The following is a 25189-nucleotide window of genomic DNA, read 5'->3' as shown; positions in this document are numbered from 1 at the left end:
GCTCTAGATGTTGTCGTGGGGTTCCAGATGCCGCGCGTCCAAGGAAAACTCCAAGATACGCACCAGATCGGCGGCTCGGGCCGGCTGAGAATAAGCGGGGTCGGCCATGCGGCGCGACCACGTGCGGTGGGCGTTGCGAACCTGCGCGTCGGTCTTCCGCTCGGGGTCGCTCCAGATATCATAGCGGTTGCCCATGGCATTGGCCGAAAAGAACTCTCTCGTGCCCTCCATCAGAACGGTCCGGCGGTCGCGCCCGAAGTTCTGTGTCATGAAAATCAGCTCTGAATCGGTTAACTCGGAAACGATCTCGTTCGAGATGTCCTCCAGCCCGCCGCTTAACGCGGTGATTGTCGCGAAGGCTGCTCCGACCACGGCGGCGGTCATGAAGACATAATCAACCGTGACCGCGCCGTTTTCGTCGCGCAGGTATTGGGCCAACCTTGTGGCTATGGGAAAGCTCGAAGTCATGGCCCATGACATGACAGCCCAAATCGGCAGCAGCTAGACTGGAATACGCCACAAATGTGAAACTTCCGAGCGCCCGCCCAGAGTTAACCAATAGGGCCGTTCAGTGGCTAGACTTCCCGCCCCCGCGCTCCGATATTAGGGCCATGTCGATGCCCCCCGGATTCCTAGACGAACTGCGCACCCGCACCTCCATCGTACAGGTGGTGGGCCGCAAGGTGATGTGGGACAACCGCAAGTCCAATCAGGCCAAGGGCGACATGTGGGCGCCCTGCCCGTTCCATCAGGAAAAAAGCGCCAGCTTTCACGTCGATGATCGCAAGGGTTTCTACTATTGCTTCGGCTGTCAGGCCAAAGGCGATATGTTCAAATTCGTGCAGGAAACCGAGAATGTGGGCTTCATGGAGGCCGTGCAAATCCTTGCTGCTGAAGCCGGGATGCCAATGCCCGAACGTGACCCGCGCGCACAGCAGAAGGCCGACAAGAACACGGAACTGGCGAAGGTGACAGAAGCGGCGGTTCAGCATTTCCGCCTGCAACTGAAGACCCAGGCCGCCTCTGACGCCCGCGCCTATCTGGAAGGCCGTGGCATGGACGCCGCCACCCTTGATCGCTTCGAAATCGGCTTTGCCCCCAACGCGCGCCAAGGCATTCATCAGACCTTGATCGACAAGGGCATGGCGGAAGAGGACGTGATCCTTGCGGGTCTGTCCACCCGCCCCGACGACGGCCGCGCGCCCTATGATGCCTTCCGCGACCGGATTATTTTCCCGATCCGCGATGCCCGCGGGCGCTGCATTGGCTTTGGCGGCCGCGCCATGGCGGCGGATGCACGGGCGAAGTACCTGAACTCTCGTGAGACGCCGTTGTTCGACAAGGGCCGCGCGCTGTACAACCACGGCCCCGCGCGGGAGGCGGCAGGCAAAGGCCAGCCGCTGATCGTGGCCGAAGGCTACATGGACGTTATCGCCTTGGTGAAAGCCGGGTTCGGCGCGGCAGTGGCCCCCCTTGGCACCGCGATTACCGAGGATCAGCTGCGCCTGATGTGGCGCATCACCGACGAGCCGATCATCGCGCTTGATGGCGACAAGGCGGGCCTTCGCGCCGCCATGCGTCTGGTCGATCTGGCGCTGCCGCTTCTGGAAGGCGGCAAAAGCCTGCGCTTCGTGATCTTGCCCGAAGGTCAGGACCCCGACGATCTGATCCGCGCCCAAGGGGCCGCCGCGATGCAAGCTTTGCTGGACAAGGCACAACCGATGGTGACGCTGCTTTGGCAACGCGAGACCGAGGGGCAGGTCTTCGACAGCCCTGAGCGCCGCGCCGCCCTCGATGGTCGCCTGCGCACAGCCCTCCAGCGCATCACCGACCCCGGCCTGCGCCGCCACTATGCCGACGCCATCGCTGAACTCCGCGGGGCGCTGTTTCGCCCGCAGCAATCCAATTGGCAGCAAGGCAAGGGCCAAGGGGCGTGGAAAAAGGGCGGCGCTTGGAAGGGCCGAGGCTTTGCCGAAGCGCAGATGCCGTTGGCCGCCACCCGTGCCCGTGTCGGTGCCCTCAGCGGGGAAAGTCTGCGCACCGGGCTGATCGTGGCCACCTGCATTCGCTTCCCCGAGCTGATTGACGTGTTCGAAGACCGGCTCGACCGCCTGACCCCGCGCGACCCCGATCACGCGCGGCTGTCGGCGCACCTTCTGCGCACCCAGACCCGTGACGCGGCGACCCTGTTGGACGAATTAAATGCCTCTCCCCTCGCGCCCGCCCTTGAAAGCCTTCTGGGTCTTTCCCATCTGGCGATTACGCCCTTCCTGATCGGCGATGGTGATTCCTTTCGTGCCGAAGAATGTCTGGCCGAAGAATTCGCCAAACTCGCCGCAACCCGCGCCATAGAGGATGAGATGTTGGAAGCCAGCCAGGACGTGGCCTCGGTTCCCGACGAAGGAGACCCGGCGCTGGCCTACCGCATGAACGAAGCGTTGCGGGGCAAACATGCCGCGCAAAACCCGAAGGGTGAGGATAACGCTGAACAATTTGGCGAGACCAACGAAGCACGTTCCGCGTTCCACCAGTTGCTCTCGACCGCGGGACAGGGCAAGAAAAAAGGCGTCTAGGCCTACCCGAATCAGTGATTCGCTTTAAGGTATGGCAATAGACGGAAGTGATTCGGGCCGCGCCCGATGTAATCCAAGCCCAAAGGGGTAGACGATAATGGCCAAAGACACCGACGATCGTAAGCCAGAGGGCGACGAGCCCGAAATGGGCCTGGATATGAGCCAAGCCGCCGTCAAAAAGATGATCGCGGAGGCCCGCGTTCGCGGCTACATCACTTACGACCAGCTCAACACCGTGCTGCCGCCTGAACAGGTCAGCTCCGAGCAGATCGAAGACGTGATGTCGATGCTGTCGGAAATGGGCATCAACATTATCGAAGATGACGAAGCCGAAGAAAACGACGACAAAGCCGCCGGTGAACTCGTCACCGCAGAAGGCTCTCGTGAAGTGGCCGTTGCCGCGACCGAGACCGAAAAACTCGACCGCACCGATGACCCCGTCCGCATGTACCTGCGTGAGATGGGCAGCGTCGAGTTGCTGTCGCGCGAAGGCGAAATCGCCATCGCCAAACGCATCGAGGCCGGTCGCAACACGATGATCGCGGGCCTCTGCGAAAGCCCCCTGACGTTTCAGGCCATCACCATCTGGCGTGACGAACTTGTCGAAGAAGAAATCCTTCTGCGTGACGTGATCGACCTCGACACCACCTTCGGGCGCACCATGGGCGATGACAACGACACGCCCGTCGTGCCCGCCGGCGTCGGCTCCACCACGCCCACGGCCGCTGCCGCCGCCGCCGCAGCCCCGCCCCCGAAGAAGGAAGAGCCCGCGCAAGAGCTTGACGCCGACGGCAACCCCATCGCCAAAGACGACGACGATGATGAGGACGAACAGGCCAACATGTCCCTCGCGGCGATGGAACTGGCGCTGAAGCCGCAGGTTCTCGCCACGCTGGACCAGATCGCGAATGACTACATCAAACTGTCCGAAATGCAGGACAGCCGCCTGTCTGCGACGCTGAACGAAGACAACAGCTTCTCGAAGGCGGAAGAGGCCGAATATCAGCATCTGCGCTCGGAAATCGTCGAATTGGTGAACGAGCTGCACCTCCATAACAACCGGATCGAGGCGCTGGTGGACCAGCTTTACGGCATCAACCGCCGCATCATGTCCATCGACTCGTCCATGGTGAAGCTGGCCGACCAGGCCCGCATCAACCGTCGTGAGTTTGTGGAAGAATACAAAGGTCAGGAACTGGACCCGACCTGGCTCGACCGCATGTCGCAGAAGTCCGGGCGCGGCTGGCAGGCGCTGCTGGAACGCTCCACCGACAAGATTGAAGAGCTTCGCGGCGACATGGCCCAGGTCGGCCAATACGTCGGCCTCGACATCCCCGAATTCCGCCGCATCGTGAATCAGGTCCAAAAAGGCGAGAAAGAGGCCCGTCAGGCCAAGAAGGAAATGGTCGAGGCGAACCTGCGCCTCGTGATCTCCATCGCCAAGAAATACACCAACCGCGGCCTGCAATTCCTTGATCTCATTCAGGAAGGCAACATCGGCCTGATGAAGGCCGTGGACAAGTTCGAATACCGCCGCGGCTACAAGTTCTCCACCTACGCGACCTGGTGGATCCGTCAGGCAATCACCCGCTCCATCGCCGACCAAGCCCGCACGATCCGTATCCCGGTCCACATGATCGAAACGATCAACAAACTGGTCCGCACCGGTCGCCAGATGCTGCACGAAATCGGCCGCGAGCCGACGCCGGAAGAACTGGCCGAGAAGCTGCAAATGCCGCTCGAAAAAGTGCGTAAGGTGATGAAGATCGCCAAAGAGCCGATCTCTCTGGAAACGCCGATTGGCGACGAGGAAGACTCACAGCTCGGCGACTTCATCGAGGACAAAAACGCCGTCCTGCCGCTGGACTCCGCCATTCAGGAGAACCTGAAAGAGACCACCACACGGGTTCTGGCCTCCCTCACCCCGCGCGAAGAACGCGTCCTGCGCATGCGCTTCGGCATCGGCATGAACACCGACCATACGCTTGAGGAAGTCGGTCAGCAGTTCTCTGTGACGCGGGAGCGAATCAGGCAGATTGAGGCGAAGGCTCTGCGCAAGCTGAAGCACCCAAGCCGGAGCCGGAAGTTGCGGAGCTTCTTGGATCAGTGACCAACTTAGAGTGGGCAGACGCAATCCTTGTTGCCTACCGTGAGGGGGCGAAGCAGGGTCGTTTCATTTGGACATATAGTGACATGGCCTCTGCGACTGGCCGCGCGGGCCAGCATCGGTTGATGGGGCCTGCTCTGGACTTGGTGCGGGACCACTGCCAAACAAATGGGCTTCCTGATTGTGCTTCTATGATTGTTACCAAAGCTGAACTCGGCGCTGGATCAATCAAGCCGTCTGAAAATGCTCTCGAGAAACACGGCGGCTGGCCCGAATTGCGCATGCAACAAGCTGCGTGCCTCACGTTCAATTGGTAGACTTTTGAGACGTTCAGGCTTGTTCCTGTCGAGCAATTTTTGTGATCACCCAGCATTAAGGTCGTAGGCCCCGGACGAGCGCTTGCCCGCCTTCACGCGCTATCCGTAGACCGGGCCTTGGCCCGGGATGCGTCTCTGCCACAGAGGGAATGAAGCTCCGCCTCGCCCACGCAAGAATGCTCACCGCACGGCATCATCCTCACCTACTGTGGCTCAAAATACCCGTCTCCGGCGTCCCTACGACAGGCAAACCCAGGGCGCGCCCCGGTCAAAACCGTTAAACGCAACTGGAAACCCTCTAAGGCCACTCACGACACTTGGGCGCTTTTGGCCCCTGACTGCCCCCTCCATAGCGATGACGGAAAGGCAGGCATAGGCATGGTGATCGTGCGGATGCCGGAACGCGAGCTGCGAATAAACTAACAAGACGTTAGCGAAAATACACTTATTAAACTATATCAACAGCTTAAGCCCTTGCTCAAGCTTGAGCACCCCCTCCCTTCCCTCCTGCTCCCATTCCTCCTATCCTCGGACACGACCCAGAAAACGGAGCCCCCCATGTCCCTCCTCTCCAAACTCTTCGGCGGCGGCGAGAAGCCCAAGGCAGAGCCCGTCCTCCACAACGACTACCGCATTTTCGTGGACCCGCAGTCCGAGCAAGGCGGCTTCCGCGTGGCCGCCCGGATCGAGAAGGACGTAGACGGCGAAACCAAGGTCCATCAGATGATCCGCGCCGATACCTGCCGGACGCAGGAAGAAGTAGCCGAAACCTCTCTGTTCAAGGCCAAGATGTTGATCGACCAACAAGGCGACAGCATTTTCCGGTGAGATCCACGTCCGCCCTGCCCCAAGCCCTTCAAGAGAGGCTGAAAGAACGGGATCTGATCGTGTTCGACGGCGAATGCGTGCTGTGCTCGGCCTTCTTTCGGTTCATCGTCCGCACCGACAAGGGCCAGCGTTTCCACTTCGCCCACGCGCAATCGGACTTCGGCGGGCAGGTCTACGCGGCGCTGGACATGCCGGTGGATGACTTCGACACCAATATCGTTATCGTGGACGGCATGATCTATGAGCGCCTTGATGCATTCGCCGCCGCGATGTCTGCCGTGGGCTGGCCCTATAAGGCGCTGGCCGCGACCCGTTTCATTCCCGAGCCGCTGCGCAGTTTCCTCTATTACCGGATCGCCAAGAACCGTTACGCCATATTTGGCCGCTATGACGCCTGCATGATGCCCGACGCGACCCTGCGGGCGCGTTTCATCGACGGGGTGATCTGATGCTATACCCACGCATCTTGGGCAATGCTTTCCATGATCTACCCGCGCCGTTGCAGGCCTTCCATGCGGTCGAGAATACGGTGTTCTATAAGGGCCGTGTGACCGTCACCCACGGCAACGCCCTGACCCGGCAGATCGCGAAGTCCGGCGGGATGCCTGCGAAATCCGGCGAAATGCCTTTCAGTTTCCGCGCCACCCGCGACGGCGGCAAAGAGATTTGGGAGCGTAACTTTGACGGCCACATGACCCGGTCCCTGCAATGGCTGCACGCGGACGGGGTCGTGGCCGAACAGGTCGGCACCAGTGAGTTTCTGATGGAACCGAAGGTGGAAGGCGACAGGCTTCTGATCCCGATCACTGGCCTGCGCGGCTTTGGCCTGCCGATGCCCCTTGGCGTTCTGAGCAGTGCCGAAGGGGTGGAGGGCGTGACCGAGGACGGCGAGATCACGTTTGACGTGCACGCCCGCCTGCGCGGCTTGGGGCTGGTGATCCGCTACCAAGGCACCCTTGCTCCTGCGTAATCCACCCCGTCGTAGGGCGGGCTTGAGCCCGCTTCCCCCGCCGACGCTCGCTATTTCAACCCGACCAAGATCTCCCGCGCGGCTGCCGTCGGCGTCGCTTCACCCAGGGCCACCGAGCGCGCCAGATCGGCCATTGCGGCTTTCACGCTCTCGTCCTCGCGCAGACGGGCCAGAAGTCCCTCTCGCACCTCGTACTCAAACCAATGGCTCGCCTGTTGCGCCCTCGTCTTGTCCCAGTAACCGTTCTCACGCCGCCAAGTGGCCAGCGTTTGCATCTCGGTCCAGGCCTGCTCCAGCCCGTTCCCTTCCACCGCTGAAACCGCCATGGCTTTGGGGAAATCTGCCGGGTCCTGGGGCCGTTTGCGCAACAGCCGCAACGCGCCGGAGTAATCGGCGACGGTGCGCGAGGCGGTGGCTTTCAGATCGCCATCGGCCTTGTTGACAAGGATCAGGTCGGCCATTTCCATGATGCCGCGTTTCACGCCCTGCAATTCGTCCCCGCCCGCCGGGGCCAGCAACAAGACGAACAGATCGCACATCTGCGCCACCATGGTTTCTGACTGGCCGACCCCCACGGTCTCGATCAGCACCACGTCGAAATTGGCCGCTTCGCATAGGGCAATCGCCTCCCTCGTGCGGCGGGCAACGCCGCCCAATGCGGCTGACGAGGGCGAGGGGCGAATAAAGGCGTTGGGCTCGCGGCTCAACAGATCCATCCGGGTTTTATCCCCAAGGATAGAGCCGCCGGACCGGGCCGAGCTGGGGTCAACGGCCAAGACGGCCACCCGCAGACCCGCTTTCACAAGCGCCATGCCGAAGGCCTCGATGAAGGTGGATTTTCCGACGCCGGGGGTGCCCGAAAGGCCGATGCGCAGGGCTTGGCGGTTTAACCCGCGCAAGCGTTCCAGCAGGTCCGCGGCCTGCGCCTGATGGTCGGCGCGGGTGCTTTCCACCAAGGTTACGGCGCGGGCCAGGGCGCGGCGTTCTCCTGTCGCAATTCGCTCTGCCAGATCGTCGATCATGTCTGCTCCTTCCAGTGCCCCCACTTGACCCATTGGCGCGCAAAGTGTCCAGCCGTTGACGCAAGCCCAAAGCCCGCCTATCGCCGTTGCCATGGACTTGCCCATTGACGTTATTCTGCCCGATCTTGTGGCCGCCCTGCGCGATCAGGGCCGTGCTGTTTTGCAAGCGCCGCCCGGTGCCGGCAAAACCACCCGCGTGCCCCTGGCGCTCCTGCCCGAGGTGCCGGGCCGTATCCTGATGCTGGAACCGCGCCGCCTTGCCGCCCGCGCCGCCGCGGAACGCATGGCGCAGACCATGGGCCAGGACGTGGGAAAAACCATCGGCTACCGGGTGCGCGGCGATAGCGCCGTGGGGCCGGACACAAGGGTCGAGGTGGTAACCGAAGGCATCCTGACCCGGATGTTGCAGGACGATCCAGAACTGCCGGGCGTCAGCGCGGTCATCTTCGATGAATTCCACGAACGGTCTCTGAATGCGGACCTCGGGCTGGCCCTGACGTGGGAGGTGCGCGGCGCGTTACGCGAAGACCTGTGGCTGGTGGTCATGTCCGCCACGCTGGACGCCGCCCCCGTGGCCGCTTTGCTGGACGATGCGCCGCTGATCTCGTCCGAGGGCCGCGCCTTTCCGGTTGAGACCCGCTGGCTCTCCACGCCGCTTCACCGGGACGCGCGTTTTGAAGCCTCCGTCGCCGATCTGGTGCTGCAAGCGATGGAGGAGGTCGCGGGCGGTTGTTTGGTGTTCCTTCCCGGAGAGGGCGAAATCCGCCGGGTAGAGGGCGCGTTGAAGGGGCGATTGCCCGCAGATGTCGTGGTGCGACCGCTATATGGGGCGCTGAAACTGGCCGAGCAACGCGCCGCGATCCGGCCCGAGCCATCGGGGCGCAAGCTGGTGCTGGCGACGTCGATTGCGGAAACCTCGTTAACGATCGAGGACATACGCATTGTGGTGGATGCAGGCCGCGCCCGTCGCGCGCGCTTCGACCCCGGATCAGGCATGACCCGGCTGGTAACAGACCCGGTCAGCCGCGCCGAAGCCGCGCAACGCCAGGGACGCGCGGGCCGCGTGGCCAAGGGCGCGTGCTATCGGATGTGGACCAAGGGCGCAGAGGGCGCTTTGCCCGCCTTCCCCCCCGCCGAGATCGAGGCCGCCGACCTGACCTCTCTCGCGTTGGAACTGGCGCTTTGGGGCAGCGCCGAGGGGCTCGCCTTCCTGACCCCGCCGCCCGCAGGCGCAATGGCCGAAGCACAGGCGTTGTTGCACGGGCAGGGGGCCTTGGAGAACGGTAAAATCACCGCCCATGGACGCAAGCTGGCGCGTTTGCCGCTGCATCCGCGTTTGGCGCATATGGTCGCGAAGGGCGGGTCCGGCGCGGCACGGCTGGCGGCGTTGCTGGCCGAGAGAGATCCGCTCAGGGGGCGCGGGGTGGACCTGAAACTGCGCCTCAAGGCCCTGGACGCCCCGAGGGAATTTAACGCCAACGAAGGCATCATCGCCCGCGTGCGCCAAGACGCCAAACGCTTGCGGCGCTACGAGGATGGAGAGAAACAAAGCCCCGGCGCACAGGCCGCCCTGGCCTACCCCGACCGGATCGGACTGCGCCGCCCCGGAGATCAGCCGCGCTACGTTTTGTCCGGCGGCAAAGGCGCGGTTCTGCCCGATGGCGACGGGCTAAGCGGGGCAAGGCTGATCGTGGCCACAGATCTGGACGGCAACCCGAGAGAGGCCCGCATCCGCATGGGCGTGGAGGTGTCCGAAAGGGACGTCAGGGCGTTATACGGCGACCAGATCGCTTGGGAAAACGTCTGCCAATGGTCCAGGCGGCACCGCCGTGTGGAAGCCCGCCAGCAAGAGCGTCTTGGGGCACTGGTGCTGGACGACAAGCCTTGGCAAGACGCGCCGCCCGAGGCGATGATCGGAGCGGCGATGGACGGTATCCGCGACCTTGGCCTTGCAGCGCTCGGCTGGAACAAACGGGCCCGCCTGCTGCGGGCGCGTGTGGCGTTTTCGGGGGTGGCGGATATGTCCGACGAACGGCTCCTCAGCGCGCTGCCCGATTGGGCCGCCCCCTTCCTCGTCGGCGTGAAGAACGCCGACGACATTGCCCGGTTTGACCCGGCCCCGGCGCTGGAAGCCTGGCTCGGGTGGGACGCGCTGCAAGAGGCCAGCCGCCTCGCGCCCGAGGCGTGGACCACGCCCATGAACCGGCAAATCGCGATAGATTACGCCGGTGAAGTGCCCGAAGTGTCGCTGCGCCTGCAAGAGGTGTTCGGCACGACCGTGCACCCGGTGGTTGGCCCCGATCGCCTGCCCCTGAAGGTCACGCTCCTGTCGCCCGCACAACGCCCGGTGCAGGTCACCACAGATCTGCCGGGGTTTTGGGATGGCTCCTACGCTGATGTCCGCAAGGAGATGCGCGCCCGCTACCCGCGTCACCCTTGGCCCGAAGACCCCCGCCAAGCGGACCCGACATTGCGGGTCAAACCGCGGGGGCAATAGCGCTGTCATTCGCCGCCGAAGGCGGCCCTGCGAAATCGCGCCGAACGCGGCCCTTAGTAAATGCGCCGAAGGCGCGCCAGCACAAGAAACGCGCCGAAGGCGCGGGGCGGTTTGCGAAGCAAAGCGCAAGCGAGGCCCGAAGGGCGCTCAGCCCGACGCGGCTTGGTCGCTGGGGGCTTCGATCTTGATGCCCAGATCATTGGCCCAAGCCTGCGCGGTGGGGTGCAGGGATTCCGAGGCATCTGCCCCAATTTCCCGCCGCCGCCGTTCCCAGAACAATTTCCCAAACCCCGAGAAATTCCCCACCGACGGCGCAAATTCATCGGTCGGAAATCGCTCTTTCCAGTCGGGCGGCAGGGGCAAGCCCGTGGCTTCGGCTTCCTCCAGCATCCAGACCAATGACAGATTTGCCCTTGGGCGTGCGGCGTCGTTGCCGTTCAACTGCCCGCCGATATCCCCGTGAGAGCCCTTGAACCAGACCTGCGAAACGCTCTGCCCCGCCACGGCGCGGTCCGTATTCCAAAGGATCGGGCGGTAAGCGACCCGCGTTTCGTCCATCGCCAAGGCTTGCCGCGCAACCTTGATATGCTCGCCCAATTCGTGGGTGTGAAACGGGTGCGGCAACGGCAAGAACCGCCACACCAGCGGATAGCGCATCCCCAAGGCGCGCACCGTGTCATAGACGCCCAGAAAGCTGATCGGTGCATCGTCGGCTCGGCAGTATTCGGCCCGCATCGCGTCGGCCTGCGCGCTGGCCGCGTCACTGCGGTACAAGTCATACAGCGCCTCAACACGACTTTCCGTCACGGCATCCGGGCGGAGCAAGCCCATTTTGTCGATCAACCCCCCCAAGGATCGCACCGCATAAGCCCCGCGCGAATACCCCATCAAGAACACCCGGTCGCCCGGTTCGTAAGATTTCGCCAACCAGACGTAGGCGCGGCGGATCTGGCGGTTGATGCCGATACCCGCCATGACTTCGTGAGCGTGCAGGATGCCGCGCCATTGGATGCCGGGTTCATAATAGACGTTAAGGCGCGGGTCCTGGGGCTGCTCCTGCGTTGCGTCCGTCAGAAGACGATAGGTCAGGCCAATGTTCGTCTCGGACCCCGGCGTGAGGGACGACATCGTCCCATCCAGCAGCACCACATGGCTGCGGGGCACACGGGGCGAGGCATCATCGGGCGCAGGCTTTTGCCGGAAGCCCTTCAGCCACGCCCATATGGTCTCAAGTCCCAGCAAAAGAAGCCTCTGTGGGGGCGTTTTGCAGCATTTCCCAGACCCTCACCGGGGTGAAGGGCATATCCACATGCTCAATGCCCAGGGGCCACAAAGCGTCTTGCACGGCGTTGGCTACCGCGCCCAAGGCGCCGACGGTTCCCGCCTCTCCGCAGCCCTTCATGCCAAGGATGTTGGCGGTGGAGGGAACGACCTCGTTGCGGAACTCGATCATCGGCAAATCAACGGCACGGGGCATGCCGTAGTCCATGAACGTGGCGGTCAGAAGCTGGCCGTCGTCGTCAAACACGGTGTGTTCCATGATCGCCTGCCCGATGCCTTGGGCCACGCCGCCATGAACCTGGCCCTCGGCCAGCATCGGGTTCATCAACACGCCGAAATCATCGACCACGCTGTAGCGTTCAACGCGGGTCTCTCCGGTATCTCGGTCAATCTCGACCTCGGCGATGTGGCAGCCGTTGGGGTAGGACCGCCCCGGCAGGGTCGTCGTTTCGGACGCTTTCGCCAAGTCTTCCCGTCCCGCCGCCTTGGCCCGTGCGGCGGCCTCCAGCAAGGTAATCACCACGTTGGAGCCGGGGGCGCGGAACACGCCTTCTTCCGCGTCAAAGCTGATGTCGCGGGCGTCCATATCATCCGCCAGAAAGCCCACGAGGCCCGATATCAGCACATCCGCCGTGGCCCGCATCGCTGTGCCCTGGGTTGTGACCGAGCGAGAGCCGCCGGTGCCGCCGCCCGTAGCGATCCGGTCACTGTCGCCTTGCACGACCTCGATCTGATCAAGGGGCAAGCCGGTTTGATCGTGCAGGATCTGGCGGTAGACCGTTTCATGGCCCTGCCCGTTGGACTGGGTGCCGACATATAGCGTTGCGCCTGTTTCCGTCAGTTCCACCGTGGCGGTTTCGTCAGGCGAGCCGAGGATGCTTTCGATGTAGAACCCAATCCCAAGGCCGCGCAGATGCCCTTTCGCCTCGGAAGCCGCGCGGCGGGCGGCGAAGCCTGCCACGTCGGCCTCATCCACGGCACGCGATAGCACACGGTCAAACTCGCCCACGTCATAAAGCTCTCCGGTGGCCGAGGTATAGGGGAAGGCGTCGGGCTTGATGAAGTTCGTGCGGCGCAATTCCACCGGGTCCACGCCCAACTCACGAGCCGCATGGTCCATGACACGTTCCAGCGCATAAATCGCCTCGGGGCGGCCGGCGCCACGATAGGCGTCGACTTGGGTGGTGTTGGTGAAAATCCCGCGGTTACGGAACGCGATGGTCTGAATGTCGTAGGGGCCGCACAGCACTTTGGCAAAGAGACCGGCCTGAATGCCCTGCCCAAACTCGGAATTGTAGGCCCCCATGCTCGACAGGCTATCGACCTTGTAGGCGGTGATCTTGTGATCCGCGTCAAAGCCCAAGGTGCAGGTCACGCTGAGGTCGCGCCCGCCGTTATCGGACAGCATGGACTCTGTGCGCTCTGCCATCCAGCGCACGGGACGGCCCAGTTGCCTTGCGGCGATCGGTACCAAGAGGTTCTCGGGGTAGACCATCGCTTTCATCCCGAAACCGCCGCCCACATCGGGGTTGGTCACGCGGATCTGCGCCGCGTCGGTCTTGAACAATTTGGCGAGGTCTTTCTTGATGCCCCATACGCCCTGCCCGTTCACCGACAGGTGCAGGCGGTCGCCGTCCAGTTCAGCGAAACACCCGCGCGGTTCCATCGAGTTCACGATCACGCGGTTGTCGTAGCTGGTATAGGTCACCACATGGGCTGCCGCGTCCAACGCGGCTTGCGTTGCGTCTTCGTCCCCGACGCCGAAATCGTAGACCACGTTATCGGGTGCGCTTTCATGCAAGACGGGCCCGCCGGGGGCGATGTCCAGTTTCACCGGCAAATCATCCACATCGAAGACGATCAGCTCTGCCGCATCCTTGGCCTGCTGCAAGGTTTCGGCGACCACGAACGCCACCGGTTCACCCACAAATCGCACATGCCCTTCCGCCAGCATTGGACGTGGCGCGTCGTTGCCCTTGGTGCCGTCACGGTTATCCGCTCGAAAAAAGCGCATCGCGTTGTCGAAACCCTCAGCCTTCAGATCAGCCGCCGTCATGACCGCATGAATGCCCTCTGCCATCAGCGCGTCCGAGACATCCAATTCGGTGATGACACCGTGGGCCATGGGGGATCGGAAGACATAGGCAAACAGCGCGTCATTCGGGGCGATATCGTCCACATAGCGGCCTGCCCCGGTCAGAAAACGCGTATCCTCATAACGAGTGACAGACTGGCTGGAACCGAATTTCGACATCTGGCGCGCCTTTCAAAAGGGTGGTTTGTGCAGACACTAGACGCGGAGGCTCTGGTGTCCAGTGGGTCTTTACCGGAACGTTAACCCGGGCGTTTGTGTCACCGTCCCGATGCGGTTGGCATCGGGGATTGTCTCGGCCAGTTCGGCGGGGATTGCCGCCAGAAGGCCGCCTGCGGTTTGGGGATCAAACATCAGATCGGCCAGCGGGGTCTTTGGGGCCGCAGCCACGACCGAGGCCCGGTTCTGCGCCCAAAGGCTCGACCGGATGCCCTTGCGGGCCAGCGCCTCGGCGCCGGCCAGTAGCGGCACGGCATCGAGCGTGATTTCTGCGCCCACGCCAGACGCCCCGCAAATGTTGCTCAGGTGACCGGCAAGGCCAAACCCGGTCACATCGGTCATCGCGTGGGCTATGGGGGCAAGCGCCCGGGCGACCGGTCCGGAAGACTTCGCCATCGCCTGCCAGCAGGCCAAAACGTCTTCGCCGGGGGCTTTGGTCTGCATCTCTGCCGCCAGAATAACGCCCGTACCGATGGGTTTCGTGAGGATCAAGGCATCCCCCACCTGCGCGCCTTTCAGGGTGATCGCGGGACCGTCCAGCAACCCGGTGACAGTGAATCCAACCGTCAGCTCTGCCCCGGCAGAGGAATGGCCGCCCACAACCGCCGCGCCCTCTGCGGCGAAGACCTCTGCGGCGGCGTGCATCACCTCTTCCAGCCATTGGCCCTGCAATCGCGCCGCCACCTGAGGCAAGATCACCTGCGCAAGGGCCGCCTGCGGGGTCGCCCCCATTGCCCAGATATCACCCAAGGCATGGACAGCCGCGGCCCGGGCCACCAAAGCGGGGTCCAGCGCGAAGCCGCGCAGATGGTCGGTGCTGATGACTTGACGGGCCGCCCCCATCTTCAAGACCGCCGCGTCGTCGCCCGGCACGGCCTCCACGTCATCGCGGCTGGCCCCCATGGTTTGCGCCATCACGCCTGTCAACGCGCCCGAGGCCAGCTTCGCCCCGCAACCGCCGCAGGGCACGGGGCCCTCCATCTCTGTCGAAACGCCAATGGCCGCGCCTTTGGGCGCTTGCGGCTGGGGCATGTCCGGCAGGTTCCGAAACTTGTCCATGAACGCCTGGTCAATGCGGTTCTTGAGGGTCCACAAAGGCGCACCGGCCAGTGCGATGCCGGATTTCTCGGCCACGGCGACCTTGCCGCCCAAGGACACCAGCTTCAGGAAATCCTTCTGGGGATGGAAAGGCTTGGCCCGCTGCCCCAGCAGATCAGCCCGAATGTTATGGGTAAGGATCGGCGCTGCCCGCACGGCATAGACGCCTGCCTTGGGGCGCGGATCATGGACGAGATGCACGCAATCCCCAGCGCCGTAAATCGACGGATCAGCGGGCGAGCGCAGGTGTTCGTCCACCTCCAGATACCCATCGTGGCAGGGCAAACCGCTTTCAGCGACCCAAGCCTGCGGCGTGGCCCCGGCGGTGCCGATGGTCAGGTCTGACGCGACGCGACGCCCGTCCTCTAGTTCTACCGCTTCAGCGGTGACGCGGGCGACATTTGCCCCCTCGATCAGCGTAACCCCGTGGTCGTGCAGCCCCGCCAACAGCTTGGCCCGGGCCGAGGCCGCAACGGCGGAGAGAACGTCGCCTCGGTCAATCACGCTGACACTCACCTCGCGGCCCAAGGACCGCATCCGGTGAACGGCGGCCATGGCAACCTCGCATCCCGCGACACCGCCGCCGATGACCGCGATGTTAATCGGGCCTTCATCGCCACAAGCCTGCGCCCAAAGGTCCGCAAACCGGCCCAAGGGCTTCGCCGCAATGGCATGTTCCGAGAAGCCCGGCAGCTTGGGCATTTCCGAGGTGATCCCCACGTCCAGCGACATGATGTCATAAGCCACCGCCCGCCCCGAGGCCAAGCGCACCAGCTTTGCCGCCGGATCAATCGCCACGGCGCGGTCCACCAAGAGCCGAGCATTGGCAAAACGCGCCAGCCGCACCAGATCAATATCAAGGTCTTCGCGGGCGTAATGCCCCGCCAAATGCCCCGGCAACATGCCAGAATAGGGGGCGGTCGCGCCGGGATTTATCAGCGTGACCCGCACGCCGGGGACCGGGTTCATGCCCCATTTGCGCAGGACCAACGCGTGGGTATGGCCCCCGCCCACGAACACCAGTTCCTTTACGATCGGGACCAACGGCGTCATGCCTCTTTCCACCCTTCCGCAAACGGATCATCGGGGTAGCCTACACCGGTCATATACAGCCCATGTGGCGGGGCGACGGTGCCGCATTCAGCCCGGTCACAGGCTGCCAAGGCGCGGCGGATGTTATCGGGCTCCCACGCGCCAGAGCCCACATGCTCTAGCGAGCCAACGATAGAACGCACCTGGTTGTGCAGAAAAGACCGCGCTTTCAGGTGAAAGCGGATCTCCTGGCCCGCAGGTAAGTTGATCTCCTCCAGCCGGACCTCATCCAGCGTTTTGATCGGAGAATTGGCCTGACATTGGGTGGCGCGGAAGGTGGTGAAATCGTGTTGCCCCAGAAGGTGCTTGGCCCCTTCCGCCATCGCCGCCACGTCCAACTTGCCGCGCACGCCCCACGCAAGGCCCGCGTCATGGATCAACGGTGCCCGGCGAGAGATCAGGCGGTAGGTGTAGCTGCGCCATTGGGCCGAAAACCGGGCGTGAAAATCCTCGGTCACTTGCGCACAGGCGGTGATTGCAACGGGGTGGGGCCGGAGATGATGGTTCAACGCCTCCGCCAGCCGGAACGGTGTCCAGTTGCGCTGCATATCGGCGTGGGCCACCTGCCCCACCGCATGAACGCCCGTGTCGGTGCGCCCGGCCGTGGCGATGGTGGGCACGTCCTTTTCCAACCGCGCCAAGGCGGCCTCAATCGTGCCCTGCACCGACGGCAGGTCCGTTTGGCGTTGCCAGCCGACAAAGGGCTGACCATTATATTCGATCTTCAAAGCATAACGAGGCATGTTACGGGGCTATCCCATGTCAGCTTCCCCGTCCATTGGCCCTCGAAACCTTTGGTGCGAATGACTATCTTTAGGCGATCACGAAGCAGAGAGGACGCGCCCCTTGGTCATCGGAGCCATCGCAGACACCCTTGGCCGGGGCATCGAGACCGTGTCGGACACGGTGTCGGAGACGTTTTTTGAACCGGTAATCCGCCTTGGCGTCACCGGATTGGCGCGGTCAGGCAAGACGGTATTCATCACTTCTTTGGTCGCCAACCTGCTGGACCGGGGCCGCATGGCGGGCCTAGAGGCCGCGTCCTCGGGGCGGATCGAAGCGGTTTACCTGCAACCGCAACCCGACGACACGGTGCCAAGGTTCGAGTTTGAAAGCCACCTCGCAGCGATGACCGGGACAACGCCCTATTGGCCCGATAGCACAAGATCGGTGTCGGAATTGCGCGTGTCGTTGCGGGTGCGCCCAAAGGGGTTGTTGTCGGGGCTGTCGGGGCCGCGCACGGTGCATCTGGATATCGTGGATTACCCCGGCGAATGGTTACTGGATCTTGGGTTGCTGGAGCAAACCTACGCCACTTGGTCGGCAGAAGCCCTGGCCAAGGCCCGCACCCGCAACGAGGGCGCGCGCTTCATCGCGCGGCTCGACGCTGTGGACGCCAGCGAGCCGTTGGACGAGGCTGTGGCAAGCGAGTTGGCCCGCGACTGGACGCGCTATCTGAACGCCGCCCGCGACGCGGGCTACAGCGATTGCACGCCGGGGCGGTTCCTGTTGCCCGGTGATCTGGAAGGCTCGCCCGCATTAACCTTTGCGCCCTTGCCCGAGGGGGCCTCGCCGCGCGGCAGCCTGGCCCGCGAGTTCGCCCGGCGGTTTGAGGCCTATAAATCGCAGGTGGTGAAGCCGTTCTTCCGGTCCCATTTCGCGCGGCTCGACCGGCAGGTTGTCTTGGTGGACGCCTTGGGCGCCATTCATAATGGCCCCCGCGCGGTGGAGGATTTGCGGCAGGCGCTGTCGGGTATTCTGGGCAGCTTTCGCCCCGGTCGGAACACGTTTTTGACCTCGATCCTTGGCAAGCGGATCGACAAGATCCTGTTTGCTGCCACCAAGGCGGACCATTTGCACCATGAGCAACATGGGCGGTTGCAGGCGATCATGGAGGCGCTGGTCGCAGACGCGCGACGGCAGGCGGATTTCTCAGGCGCGGGAACGGGAGCCATGGCCATCGCCTCGTTACGCGCCACGGTGGAAGAGATGCGGCGCGTGGATGGCGCGGATTTGGGCGTGGTGCGGGGCGCTTTATTGGACAGCGGACGGCAGGCGGCGCTGCATCCGGGCGACTTGCCCGCCGATCCGAACGCCCTGCTGGCCCCGGCCCGGGATGGGGCAGAGGCTTGGTTGGATGGGGATTTCGGCGTCATGCGGTTTGCCCCGGCGCCTCTGTCGTTGCGCGCCGGAGAGGGCCCGCCCCATATTCGGCTGGACCGGGCGGCGGAGTTTTTGATCGGGGATAAGTTGCGATGAGTGGCACTGTTGACAGGGGCTCTGCCCCTTATGCGCATCCAAGAGATGCGCAAACCCCGGAGGTGTATGGCCAAGGTGAAATTGGGAGCCCCCGTGATGAGTGAACGTAAGGGCCCTGTGCTGATCGAGCTGGATGAGGCCCCGCAAGTCGGGCCAGAAGTGGCAGAGCCGGTGCCTGACGCGATCGGTGGCGCCGATGGGCGCGCGATGCAGGTCGTGGCGACCTTGGGGGCGAAGCGAGCGTCAAGGTTGGCGCGATTTTTCTGGTCGGCGCTACTGGGGCTGGTCGGCTTTGTGGCGTCCTTGGCGGCATGGAACTTCGTGACAGGGTTGCTGGCGGAAAATCCCATTTTGGGGTGGATCGCTTTGGGGCTGGTCGGCGCTGTGTTGTTGGCTTTGGTGTTGGTCGCGCTACGGGAATTGGCGGCGTTCGCCAGGCTTGGGCGATTGGACCGGGTGCACCGGGCCGCGGAAGCGGCGTTGGCAGAGGGGGATCTGGCCGGGGCACGGCGCGTGGTGGCGCAGATCTCTGGCCTGTATGTCGGGCGGCCTGAGTTGCGGCTCGGGCGCGATGCATTGGAGCGCCAGCGGGAGGAGTTGTTCGATGCGGCTTCGCTATTTGCCTTGGCGGAAGCAGAGGTGATGACACCGTTGGACCGCGCGGCCAGTGCTGAGATCGAGGCCGCAGCCCGGCAAGTGGCGACGGTGACGGCCCTTGTGCCCTTGGCGTTGGCCGATGTGATCGTGGCGCTGACGGCGAATTTGCGGATGATCCGACGGATTGCAGAGGTCTATGGCGGGCGCGCGGGCACCCTTGGGTCGTGGCGGTTGACACGGGCGGTGATGACGCATCTGGTGGCCACGGGGGCCGTGGCGATTGGCGATGATCTGTTGGGGTCGGCCCTGGGCGGTTCGGTCCTGTCAAAGCTATCGCGGCGATTTGGAGAGGGTGTTGTAAATGGCGCGTTGACCGCAAGGGTAGGCCTTGCGGCGATGGAAGTCTGCCGCCCGCTGCCCTTCGGAGAGGGGCGCCGTCCCAATGTGACCGGCCTGATCCGCCGCGCGCTTACGGGTTTGCTGAACCGCGGCGAGGGTTAAGTCCGCGGCCTCGCACGGCGGGCTGATGACAAGCGCCCTGCGCCGTGTCATGGAGAGCCATGGCAGCTTCCACAATCCATGCAGACCGCCCGTTGCTCGGCATTCTATTGATGCTGGGGTTTTGCGTGGTCATCCCCTTTTCGGACGCCTTGGCGAAGGTATTGGGGGAAGAGTTTCCCCTGATGCAACTGGTTGTTGTGCGCTTCGCCACCCAGACGCTTCTGTTTGTGCCGATGGCCTGGATGGCGGGGGCGGTCTTGTTTCCCTCGCGCAGGGTCGCGGCGCTGACGCTGTTGCGGGCCTGTTTGCAGATCGGCGGTTTGGTATTGATGTTCTCGGCGCTGAGGGTGTTGCCCCTGGCTGATGCTGTGGCGATTGCCTTTGTGATGCCGTTTCTGATGTTGATCCTTGGGCGGTTTTTTTTGAACGAGGAAGTGGGGCCGCGACGCCTGTTGGCTTGCGCGGTGGGATTCATCGGCACGTTGATGGTGGTGCAACCCAGTTTCATCGCCGTCGGGTGGAGCGCATTGATGCCCGTGGGCGTTGCGTTTTGTTTTGCGTTCTTCATGTTGGTGACGCGGGCTATGGCGCGGGAGATTGACCCGCTGGCGCTACAGGGGGCTTCGGGCCTTGTGGCGCTGCCCTTGGTGGTGCCGTTCCTGTTCTTTCCAGTGGCCGAGGTTGCGCCGCTGGCGGGCGCTATTGCCCCGGTCGGCGCTGAGGTCTGGTTGTTGGTTGCCTTGGGGATCTTCGGGTCCATCGGCCATTTGTTCATGTCGTGGTCCTTGCGCTACGCGCCCGCGGCCACGCTTGCACCGATGCAGTATCTGGAGATCCCCGTAGCAACATTGGTGGGGTTCGTGATGTTCCGGGATTTGCCCGACGGATTGGCGGCGGCAGGGATTGCCGTCACCGTCGCTTCGGGGCTCTACATCGTGTTCCGCGAACGCCGCCTCAGCCGCGAGGGCGCGGTGTAAGCGTTGGCATTGGCGGGATGATGTCGCCGCAGACAAGCCGTGTCAGGACCAGTGGTAACGGCCATGTCCGGCTAAGCGGTGCCAGAATGTGATCGCGCAAAAGGGGCAGCGCTGTGCTATCGGATTGATATTGGGGCGTGAAGGCGGCCGAAAAGGCTTGGTAGAGCTTCACATGATATTTGCGCGCTTGGGCGTAGCATCGCAGCGCCTCCTCGCGCCCGACGGGCGCTCCTCGCAGCGCAAGTTGGAGGGCCTGGGCATCCAGAAGCGCCATGTTTGCCCCCTGCCCCAGTTGCGGAGAGGCTCGGTGGGCGGCATCTCCGATATGAACCAGCCCCTCGGCGTAAGGGCGGCGCAGGGCACCGTGGGTATAGCGGGCCGGGGTGAAATCGGCGTGGGACAGGTCATCGGGCAGGAAGGGTGCGAAGTCAGGCCAAAGCTGCGTCGCCTCGGCCCGCCAATCGGCGAAGGGACGCGCGAAGTGAGCGTCGATCTCTGACACCGGCAGGGAGTAGAAGATCGCGGCAAGTTGGGTGTCTGGTGCATCGGCCATGGACCCCACCGGCAAGATGCCAAGCATCCGGTTGGCCTTGCGGTAGCGCTGCGACAGGCGGTCTTGCGCAAAAGGCGCATCCTTCGGCCAGGGGACCGTGGCCCAAACTGCGCCGTAAGGCAGCGGGCGCGCGGAGAGCGACGACAGCGCAGACCCCGCGCCAAGGGCATCAACGATCAGATCAAACGGGCCGATCGGCTGGCCATTCACCAAAAGGCTTTGCCCGTCGCGCCCGGTCACGGTGCTAGAGGCCATGATCCGGCCCCCCGCCTTCTGTGCAGCCCGGTAAAGCGCCGTGAACAGGGCAGCGCGATGGATGCCGAGGCCCTGACGCTCGGGCGTCTCGCCATAGGCCACGGACAAAACGACCTTCCGACTTCTCGCCTCATCGCCATACATGTGCTTGATCGCGGTGCCGCAGGTTGCGGCTTCTTCCGCGGCACCGCAGGCGCGTAACACATCCATGCCGACAGGCTGGATCACCAGCCCGGACCCCACGGGGCGGGGCGCATCGAATTGGTCAAAAACCGTGACCGCGTGGCCATCGCCCGCCAAAAGCGCCGCTGCGGCCAACCCGCCGATCCCTGCCCCTGCAATACCGATATTCATCTTCATGGGGCGTAGCTTATCCCACCCCCCGTCGCCGCCTATGCGACGCGGAGTCCCCCTGCAGGGTTTCCCGCATTGCGGGCAGAAACCATGCTATGTTTAAAACGCACACTTCATCTTGAGGAAATCTGTAGTGAAAATTTCAGACCTGACCACCCTGTCAAAACTCGCCATTGGCCTCGTTATTGCGGGCGGCGTGCTTAGCTTCCAAATGACCAACACGTCTTCGGTAAACGGCGTCTCATCTTGTGAGTTCATCGACTACGGCAAACTGATCTTCGGTGCCTTGGCCGTGATCGTGGGCGGCTTGGGCGAAGTCGCCGCGCTGCGCCTGACGGACACGCGAATGATCAACCTCGTGGCCTCGGGCGGGGCTTCCATCCTGGGCATCTTGCTGGTGCTGATGGGTCTCGGCATCGTCGGCGGGCCTTGCTAACAGCCCTTTGACGTTGGCGGACGGGGGCGTTATACGCCCCCCATGGCACGGCAATTCGGCATGTTCATTCGAATTAGCACCCCGGCGCTCTGAACCCAGAGACGCCGGGATTTTCGCGCTGCATTGGGGCTTGAGCCTCTGCGCCGCCCTGCTACACCGACACCAGACATTTGAATATGAGGAGCGCCCGACATGTGCGCCGCTGAACCCGTGGACTACAAAGCCACGTTGAACCTGCCCAAAACCGATTTCCCCATGCGCGCGGGATTGCCCAAGCGTGAACCCGACTGGCTGGCCCGTTGGGAAAAAATCGGCGTCTACGATCGCCTGCGCGACAAGGCCGCCGCAGCCAAAGGCACCGATGCCGCCCGCGCGCCGTTCACGCTGCACGATGGTCCCCCCTACGCCAACGGCCACCTGCACATCGGTCACGCTCTCAACAAGACGATCAAGGATATCATCGTCCGCAGCCACCAGATGATGGGCCGCGACGCGCGCTATATCCCAGGTTGGGATTGCCACGGCCTTCCGATCGAATGGAAGATCGAAGAGCAGTACCGCAAGAAGGGTCGCAACAAGGATGACGTGGATATCGTCGAATTCCGCCAGGAATGTCGCGACTTTGCCGCCGGTTGGGTGGATATCCAGCGCGAGGAATTCAAACGGCTCGGCATCACGGGAACATGGGACAAGCCCTACCTGACGATGGATTTCCGCGCCGAACGGATCATCGCCGAGGAATTCCAGAAGTTCCTGATGAACGGCACGCTCTACCAAGGCTCCAAACCCGTCATGTGGTCTCCGATCGAGCAGACCGCCCTGGCCGAGGCCGAGGTGGAATACCACGATAAAGACAGCTTCACGATCTGGGTGAAGTTCAAGGTGCAAGGGGCCGCGACGGACCTGAACGACGCCTTCGTGGTGATCTGGACGACGACCCCATGGACGATCCCGTCCAACAAGGCGGTCGTGTTTGGCAATGACGTGGCCTACGGCCTCTACGAAGTCACCGACGCGCCCGAGGAATGTTGGGCCGCCAAGGGCGACCGCTTCTTGCTGGCCGACAAGATGGCCGCTGACGTTCTGGGCCGTGCCCGTCTGGAAGAGGGCCAGTGGACCCGCGTCCGTGATGTGCCAACCTCGGAACTGGAAGGCGCATCGCTTTCCCATCCCCTTGCCGGGGCCGAAGGCTCAAACGGCGAATGGGACGATCCGCGCGACTTCCGCCACGGCGATTTCGTCAGCGACGAGGAAGGCACAGGTTTCGTCCATTGCGCCCCGTCCCACGGGATGGAGGAATACGAGCTCTACCGTGATCTGGGCATGTTGGAGCAGGTCATCACCTACAACGTAATGGACGACGGCAGCTTCCGCGCCGATCTGCCGTTCTTCGGCGGTCACTTCATCTTGTCGCGCAAGGGCGGCGAAGGCACCGCCAACAAAGCGGTCATCGACAAACTTGTCGAGGTCGGCGGGCTGCTCGCACGAGGCAAGATCAAGCACAGCTACCCCCATTCGTGGCGGTCCAAGGCCCCGATCATCTACCGCAACACGCCCCAATGGTTCGCCGCAATCGACAAGACCATGGCCATCGGGGACGATGAATTCACCATCCGTGGCCGGGCCTTGCAGGAAATCGACAAGGTGGAGTGGACGCCAAAATCAGGCCGCAACCGCCTGCATTCGATGATGGAAGCCCGCCCCGATTGGGTTCTGTCGCGCCAACGCGCTTGGGGCGTTCCGCTGACGTGTTTCACCAAGAAGGGCGCTCTGCCCACGGACCCGGATTACCTGCTGCGCAACGAGGCCGTGAACGCCCGTGTGCTGGAAGCCTTCGAGACCGAGGGCGCGGATGCCTGGTACAAACCCGGCGCGAAAGAGCGTTTCCTGGGCAGCGATGTGGATCCCGAAGCCTACGATCAGGTGTTTGATATTCTTGACGTTTGGTTTGACTCCGGCTCCACCCATGCCTTCGTGCTTCGTGACCGTGAAGACGGGACCGAGGACGGCATCGCCGACGTCTACATGGAAGGCACCGACCAGCATCGTGGCTGGTTCCATTCCTCGCTTCTGCAATCGGTCGGCACCCAAGGCCACGCGCCTTATCGCAACGTGGTGACTCACGGGTTTACGCTGGATCAGAAGGGCATGAAGATGTCCAAATCCATCGGCAACACCATCGTGCCCGAGGAAATCATCAAGCAATACGGCGCCGATATCCTGCGCCTTTGGGTGGCTCAGACGGACTATACCGCCGACCAACGGATCGGGCAGGAAATCCTGAAAGGCACGGCCGACAGCTACCGCCGTTTGCGCAACACGATGCGCTTCATGTTGGGCTCTCTCGCCGATTTCACCGAGGCCGACCGGGTCGAACCCGCCGATATGCCCGAGCTGGAGCGGTGGGTTCTGCATCGCCTGACCGAGCTGGATGCAGTCGTGCGCGACGGCTACGCCAAGTTCGACTTCCAAGGCGTGTTCCAAGCGGTCTTCACCTTCGCCACGACGGACCTGTCGGCCTTCTACTTCGATATCCGCAAGGATGCGCTTTACTGCGACGGTGACACCGAACGCCGCCGCGCGGCGCGCACCGTGTTGGATATCCTGTTCCATCGCCTCACCACATGGCTCGCGCCGATCCTGGTGTTCACGATGGAAGAAGTCTGGCTGGAACGCTTCCCCGGCGACGATAGCTCGATCCACCTGACCGACATCCCTGAGACGCCCGCCGCATGGGCAGACGCGGAATTGGCAGCGAAGTGGGCGAAGGTCCGCAGCGCCCGCCGGGTCGTGACCGCCGCGCTGGAAATCCAGCGCCGCGACAAGGTGATCGGCGCCTCGCTGGAGGCCGCGCCGGTGGTCCATGTGGCCGACGCGGACGTTTTGGCCGCGCTGCAAAGCGTGCCCTTCGACGATATCGCCATCACCTCGGACGTGGTGCTGCAAGAAGGCACAGGCGGCGCGTTCACCTTGCCGGAAGTGGACGGTGTCTCGGTCGATTTTGCCAAGGCCGAAGGCGAGAAATGCCAGCGCTGTTGGAAGATCCTGCCCGACGTGGGCAGCCACAGCCACGAAGGCGTCTGCGGGCGTTGTAACGACGCTTTGAACTGAGATCGGGGGGGCCGCGGGGAAATCCGCTGGCCCCTTCCGCTTTGGCGACC

General features: G+C 63.4%; 18 protein-coding genes. 11 read left to right on the top strand and 7 right to left on the bottom strand.

Going from position 1 to position 25189, the window contains the following annotated elements:
- Positions 1-3: 3 nt before the first annotated feature.
- A complete protein-coding gene (locus AADW23_RS08355) occupies positions 4-468 on the bottom strand; it encodes a hypothetical protein (RefSeq protein ID WP_341864047.1) in 465 nt (154 codons plus the stop codon).
- 143 nt (positions 469-611) lie between these two features.
- On the opposite strand from AADW23_RS08355, the gene dnaG reads away from it, so the two are divergent.
- The 5 genes from dnaG to AADW23_RS08330 all read left to right on the top strand — a co-directional run bounded on the left by dnaG (position 612) and on the right by AADW23_RS08330 (position 6795).
- A complete protein-coding gene (dnaG, locus tag AADW23_RS08350; protein WP_341864046.1) occupies positions 612-2573 on the top strand; it encodes a DNA primase in 1962 nt (653 codons plus the stop codon).
- A 94-nt stretch (positions 2574-2667) separates the two neighbouring features.
- Positions 2668-4683: an RNA polymerase sigma factor RpoD gene (rpoD, locus tag AADW23_RS08345; protein WP_341864305.1), complete on the top strand. Its 2016-nt coding sequence runs from the start codon at positions 2668-2670 to the stop codon at positions 4681-4683.
- Positions 4684-5555: 872 nt separating this feature from the next.
- Entirely contained in the window at positions 5556-5825 is a 270-nt protein-coding gene (locus AADW23_RS08340) for an HlyU family transcriptional regulator (protein WP_341864045.1), read from the top strand.
- The gene (locus AADW23_RS08335; protein ID WP_341864044.1) at positions 5822-6274 is read left to right on the top strand and encodes a DCC1-like thiol-disulfide oxidoreductase family protein; all 453 of its coding nucleotides are present in this window, start codon (positions 5822-5824) and stop codon (positions 6272-6274) included. The genes AADW23_RS08340 and AADW23_RS08335 overlap by 4 nt, the downstream gene beginning before the upstream one ends.
- Positions 6274-6795, top strand: a complete 522-nt coding sequence (locus tag AADW23_RS08330; protein WP_341864043.1) for a DUF4166 domain-containing protein — start codon at positions 6274-6276, stop codon at positions 6793-6795. Before AADW23_RS08335 ends, AADW23_RS08330 begins: the two co-directional genes overlap by 1 nt.
- A gap of 50 nt (positions 6796-6845) precedes the next feature.
- On the opposite strand, the gene meaB is transcribed toward AADW23_RS08330, so the two are convergent.
- A complete protein-coding gene (gene meaB / locus AADW23_RS08325) occupies positions 6846-7817 on the bottom strand; it encodes a methylmalonyl Co-A mutase-associated GTPase MeaB (protein WP_341864042.1) in 972 nt (323 codons plus the stop codon).
- A 91-nt stretch (positions 7818-7908) separates the two neighbouring features.
- Here meaB and hrpB point away from each other — a divergent pair, with 91 nt between their 5' ends.
- Positions 7909-10314, top strand: coding sequence for an ATP-dependent helicase HrpB (hrpB, locus tag AADW23_RS08320; protein ID WP_341864304.1), 2406 nt, complete (start codon positions 7909-7911; stop codon positions 10312-10314).
- Positions 10315-10461: 147 nt separating this feature from the next.
- On the opposite strand, the gene AADW23_RS08315 is transcribed toward hrpB, so the two are convergent.
- The 4 genes from AADW23_RS08315 to truA all read right to left on the bottom strand — a co-directional run bounded on the left by AADW23_RS08315 (position 10462) and on the right by truA (position 16839).
- Entirely contained in the window at positions 10462-11556 is a 1095-nt protein-coding gene (locus AADW23_RS08315; RefSeq protein WP_341864041.1) for a DUF2235 domain-containing protein, read from the bottom strand.
- A complete protein-coding gene (locus AADW23_RS08310) occupies positions 11543-13849 on the bottom strand; it encodes a xanthine dehydrogenase family protein molybdopterin-binding subunit (protein ID WP_341864040.1) in 2307 nt (768 codons plus the stop codon). The genes AADW23_RS08315 and AADW23_RS08310 overlap by 14 nt, the downstream gene beginning before the upstream one ends.
- Before the next feature lie 69 nt (positions 13850-13918).
- Complete coding sequence (gene selD, locus AADW23_RS08305; protein ID WP_341864039.1) at positions 13919-16057, bottom strand: selenide, water dikinase SelD; 2139 nt, start codon at positions 16055-16057, stop codon at positions 13919-13921.
- A complete protein-coding gene (truA, locus tag AADW23_RS08300) occupies positions 16054-16839 on the bottom strand; it encodes a tRNA pseudouridine(38-40) synthase TruA (RefSeq protein ID WP_341864038.1) in 786 nt (261 codons plus the stop codon). The genes selD and truA overlap by 4 nt, the downstream gene beginning before the upstream one ends.
- Positions 16840-16942: 103 nt before the next feature.
- Between truA and AADW23_RS08295 the strand changes: the two genes are divergently transcribed.
- From AADW23_RS08295 to AADW23_RS08285, 3 genes are all read left to right on the top strand, one after another.
- Complete coding sequence (locus tag AADW23_RS08295) at positions 16943-18355, top strand: YcjX family protein (RefSeq protein ID WP_341864037.1); 1413 nt, start codon at positions 16943-16945, stop codon at positions 18353-18355.
- A gap of 96 nt (positions 18356-18451) precedes the next feature.
- A complete protein-coding gene (locus AADW23_RS08290) occupies positions 18452-19453 on the top strand; it encodes a TIGR01620 family protein (RefSeq protein ID WP_341864036.1) in 1002 nt (333 codons plus the stop codon).
- Positions 19454-19512: 59 nt separating this feature from the next.
- Positions 19513-20430 (top strand): DMT family transporter, encoded by a 918-nt coding sequence (locus AADW23_RS08285; RefSeq protein WP_341864035.1) that lies wholly within the window; start codon positions 19513-19515, stop codon positions 20428-20430.
- Here AADW23_RS08285 and AADW23_RS08280 read toward each other — a convergent pair.
- Positions 20408-21598 carry an NAD(P)/FAD-dependent oxidoreductase gene (locus AADW23_RS08280; RefSeq protein ID WP_341864034.1) on the bottom strand — a complete coding sequence of 397 codons (1191 nt, stop codon included), beginning with the start codon at positions 21596-21598 and terminating at the stop codon, positions 20408-20410. The two genes, AADW23_RS08285 and AADW23_RS08280, sit on opposite strands and share 23 nt — an antisense overlap.
- 127 nt (positions 21599-21725) lie before the next feature.
- Here AADW23_RS08280 and AADW23_RS08275 point away from each other — a divergent pair, with 127 nt between their 5' ends.
- Positions 21726-22028: a hypothetical protein gene (locus AADW23_RS08275; RefSeq protein WP_341864033.1), complete on the top strand. Its 303-nt coding sequence runs from the start codon at positions 21726-21728 to the stop codon at positions 22026-22028.
- A 192-nt stretch (positions 22029-22220) separates the two neighbouring features.
- Positions 22221-25139: an isoleucine--tRNA ligase gene (gene ileS / locus AADW23_RS08270; RefSeq protein ID WP_341864032.1), complete on the top strand. Its 2919-nt coding sequence runs from the start codon at positions 22221-22223 to the stop codon at positions 25137-25139.
- Positions 25140-25189 lie beyond the last annotated feature (50 nt).

Source organism: Gymnodinialimonas sp. 57CJ19 (genome assembly GCF_038396845.1).
In the GTDB taxonomy this organism is placed as follows: Bacteria; Pseudomonadota; Alphaproteobacteria; order Rhodobacterales; family Rhodobacteraceae; genus Gymnodinialimonas.
The sequence above is the reverse complement of the archived record's forward strand: the minus strand, read 5'-3'. Positions and strand labels throughout refer to the sequence as shown.

Coding starts and splice junctions, on each gene's coding strand:
- meaB (WP_341864042.1), bottom strand. CDS start 7,817: ATGATCGACGATCTGGCAGAGCGAATTGCGACAGGAGAACGCCGCGCC.
- AADW23_RS08330 (WP_341864043.1), top strand. CDS start 6,274: ATGCTATACCCACGCATCTTGGGCAATGCTTTCCATGATCTACCCGCG.
- hrpB (WP_341864304.1), top strand. CDS start 7,909: ATGGACTTGCCCATTGACGTTATTCTGCCCGATCTTGTGGCCGCCCTG.
- AADW23_RS08285 (WP_341864035.1), top strand. CDS start 19,513: ATGGCAGCTTCCACAATCCATGCAGACCGCCCGTTGCTCGGCATTCTA.
- AADW23_RS08310 (WP_341864040.1), bottom strand. CDS start 13,849: ATGTCGAAATTCGGTTCCAGCCAGTCTGTCACTCGTTATGAGGATACG.
- AADW23_RS08340 (WP_341864045.1), top strand. CDS start 5,556: ATGTCCCTCCTCTCCAAACTCTTCGGCGGCGGCGAGAAGCCCAAGGCA.
- ileS (WP_341864032.1), top strand. CDS start 22,221: ATGTGCGCCGCTGAACCCGTGGACTACAAAGCCACGTTGAACCTGCCC.
- selD (WP_341864039.1), bottom strand. CDS start 16,057: ATGACGCCGTTGGTCCCGATCGTAAAGGAACTGGTGTTCGTGGGCGGG.
- dnaG (WP_341864046.1), top strand. CDS start 612: ATGTCGATGCCCCCCGGATTCCTAGACGAACTGCGCACCCGCACCTCC.
- AADW23_RS08290 (WP_341864036.1), top strand. CDS start 18,452: ATGAGTGAACGTAAGGGCCCTGTGCTGATCGAGCTGGATGAGGCCCCG.
- AADW23_RS08355 (WP_341864047.1), bottom strand. CDS start 468: ATGACTTCGAGCTTTCCCATAGCCACAAGGTTGGCCCAATACCTGCGC.
- truA (WP_341864038.1), bottom strand. CDS start 16,839: ATGCCTCGTTATGCTTTGAAGATCGAATATAATGGTCAGCCCTTTGTC.
- AADW23_RS08280 (WP_341864034.1), bottom strand. CDS start 21,598: ATGAAGATGAATATCGGTATTGCAGGGGCAGGGATCGGCGGGTTGGCC.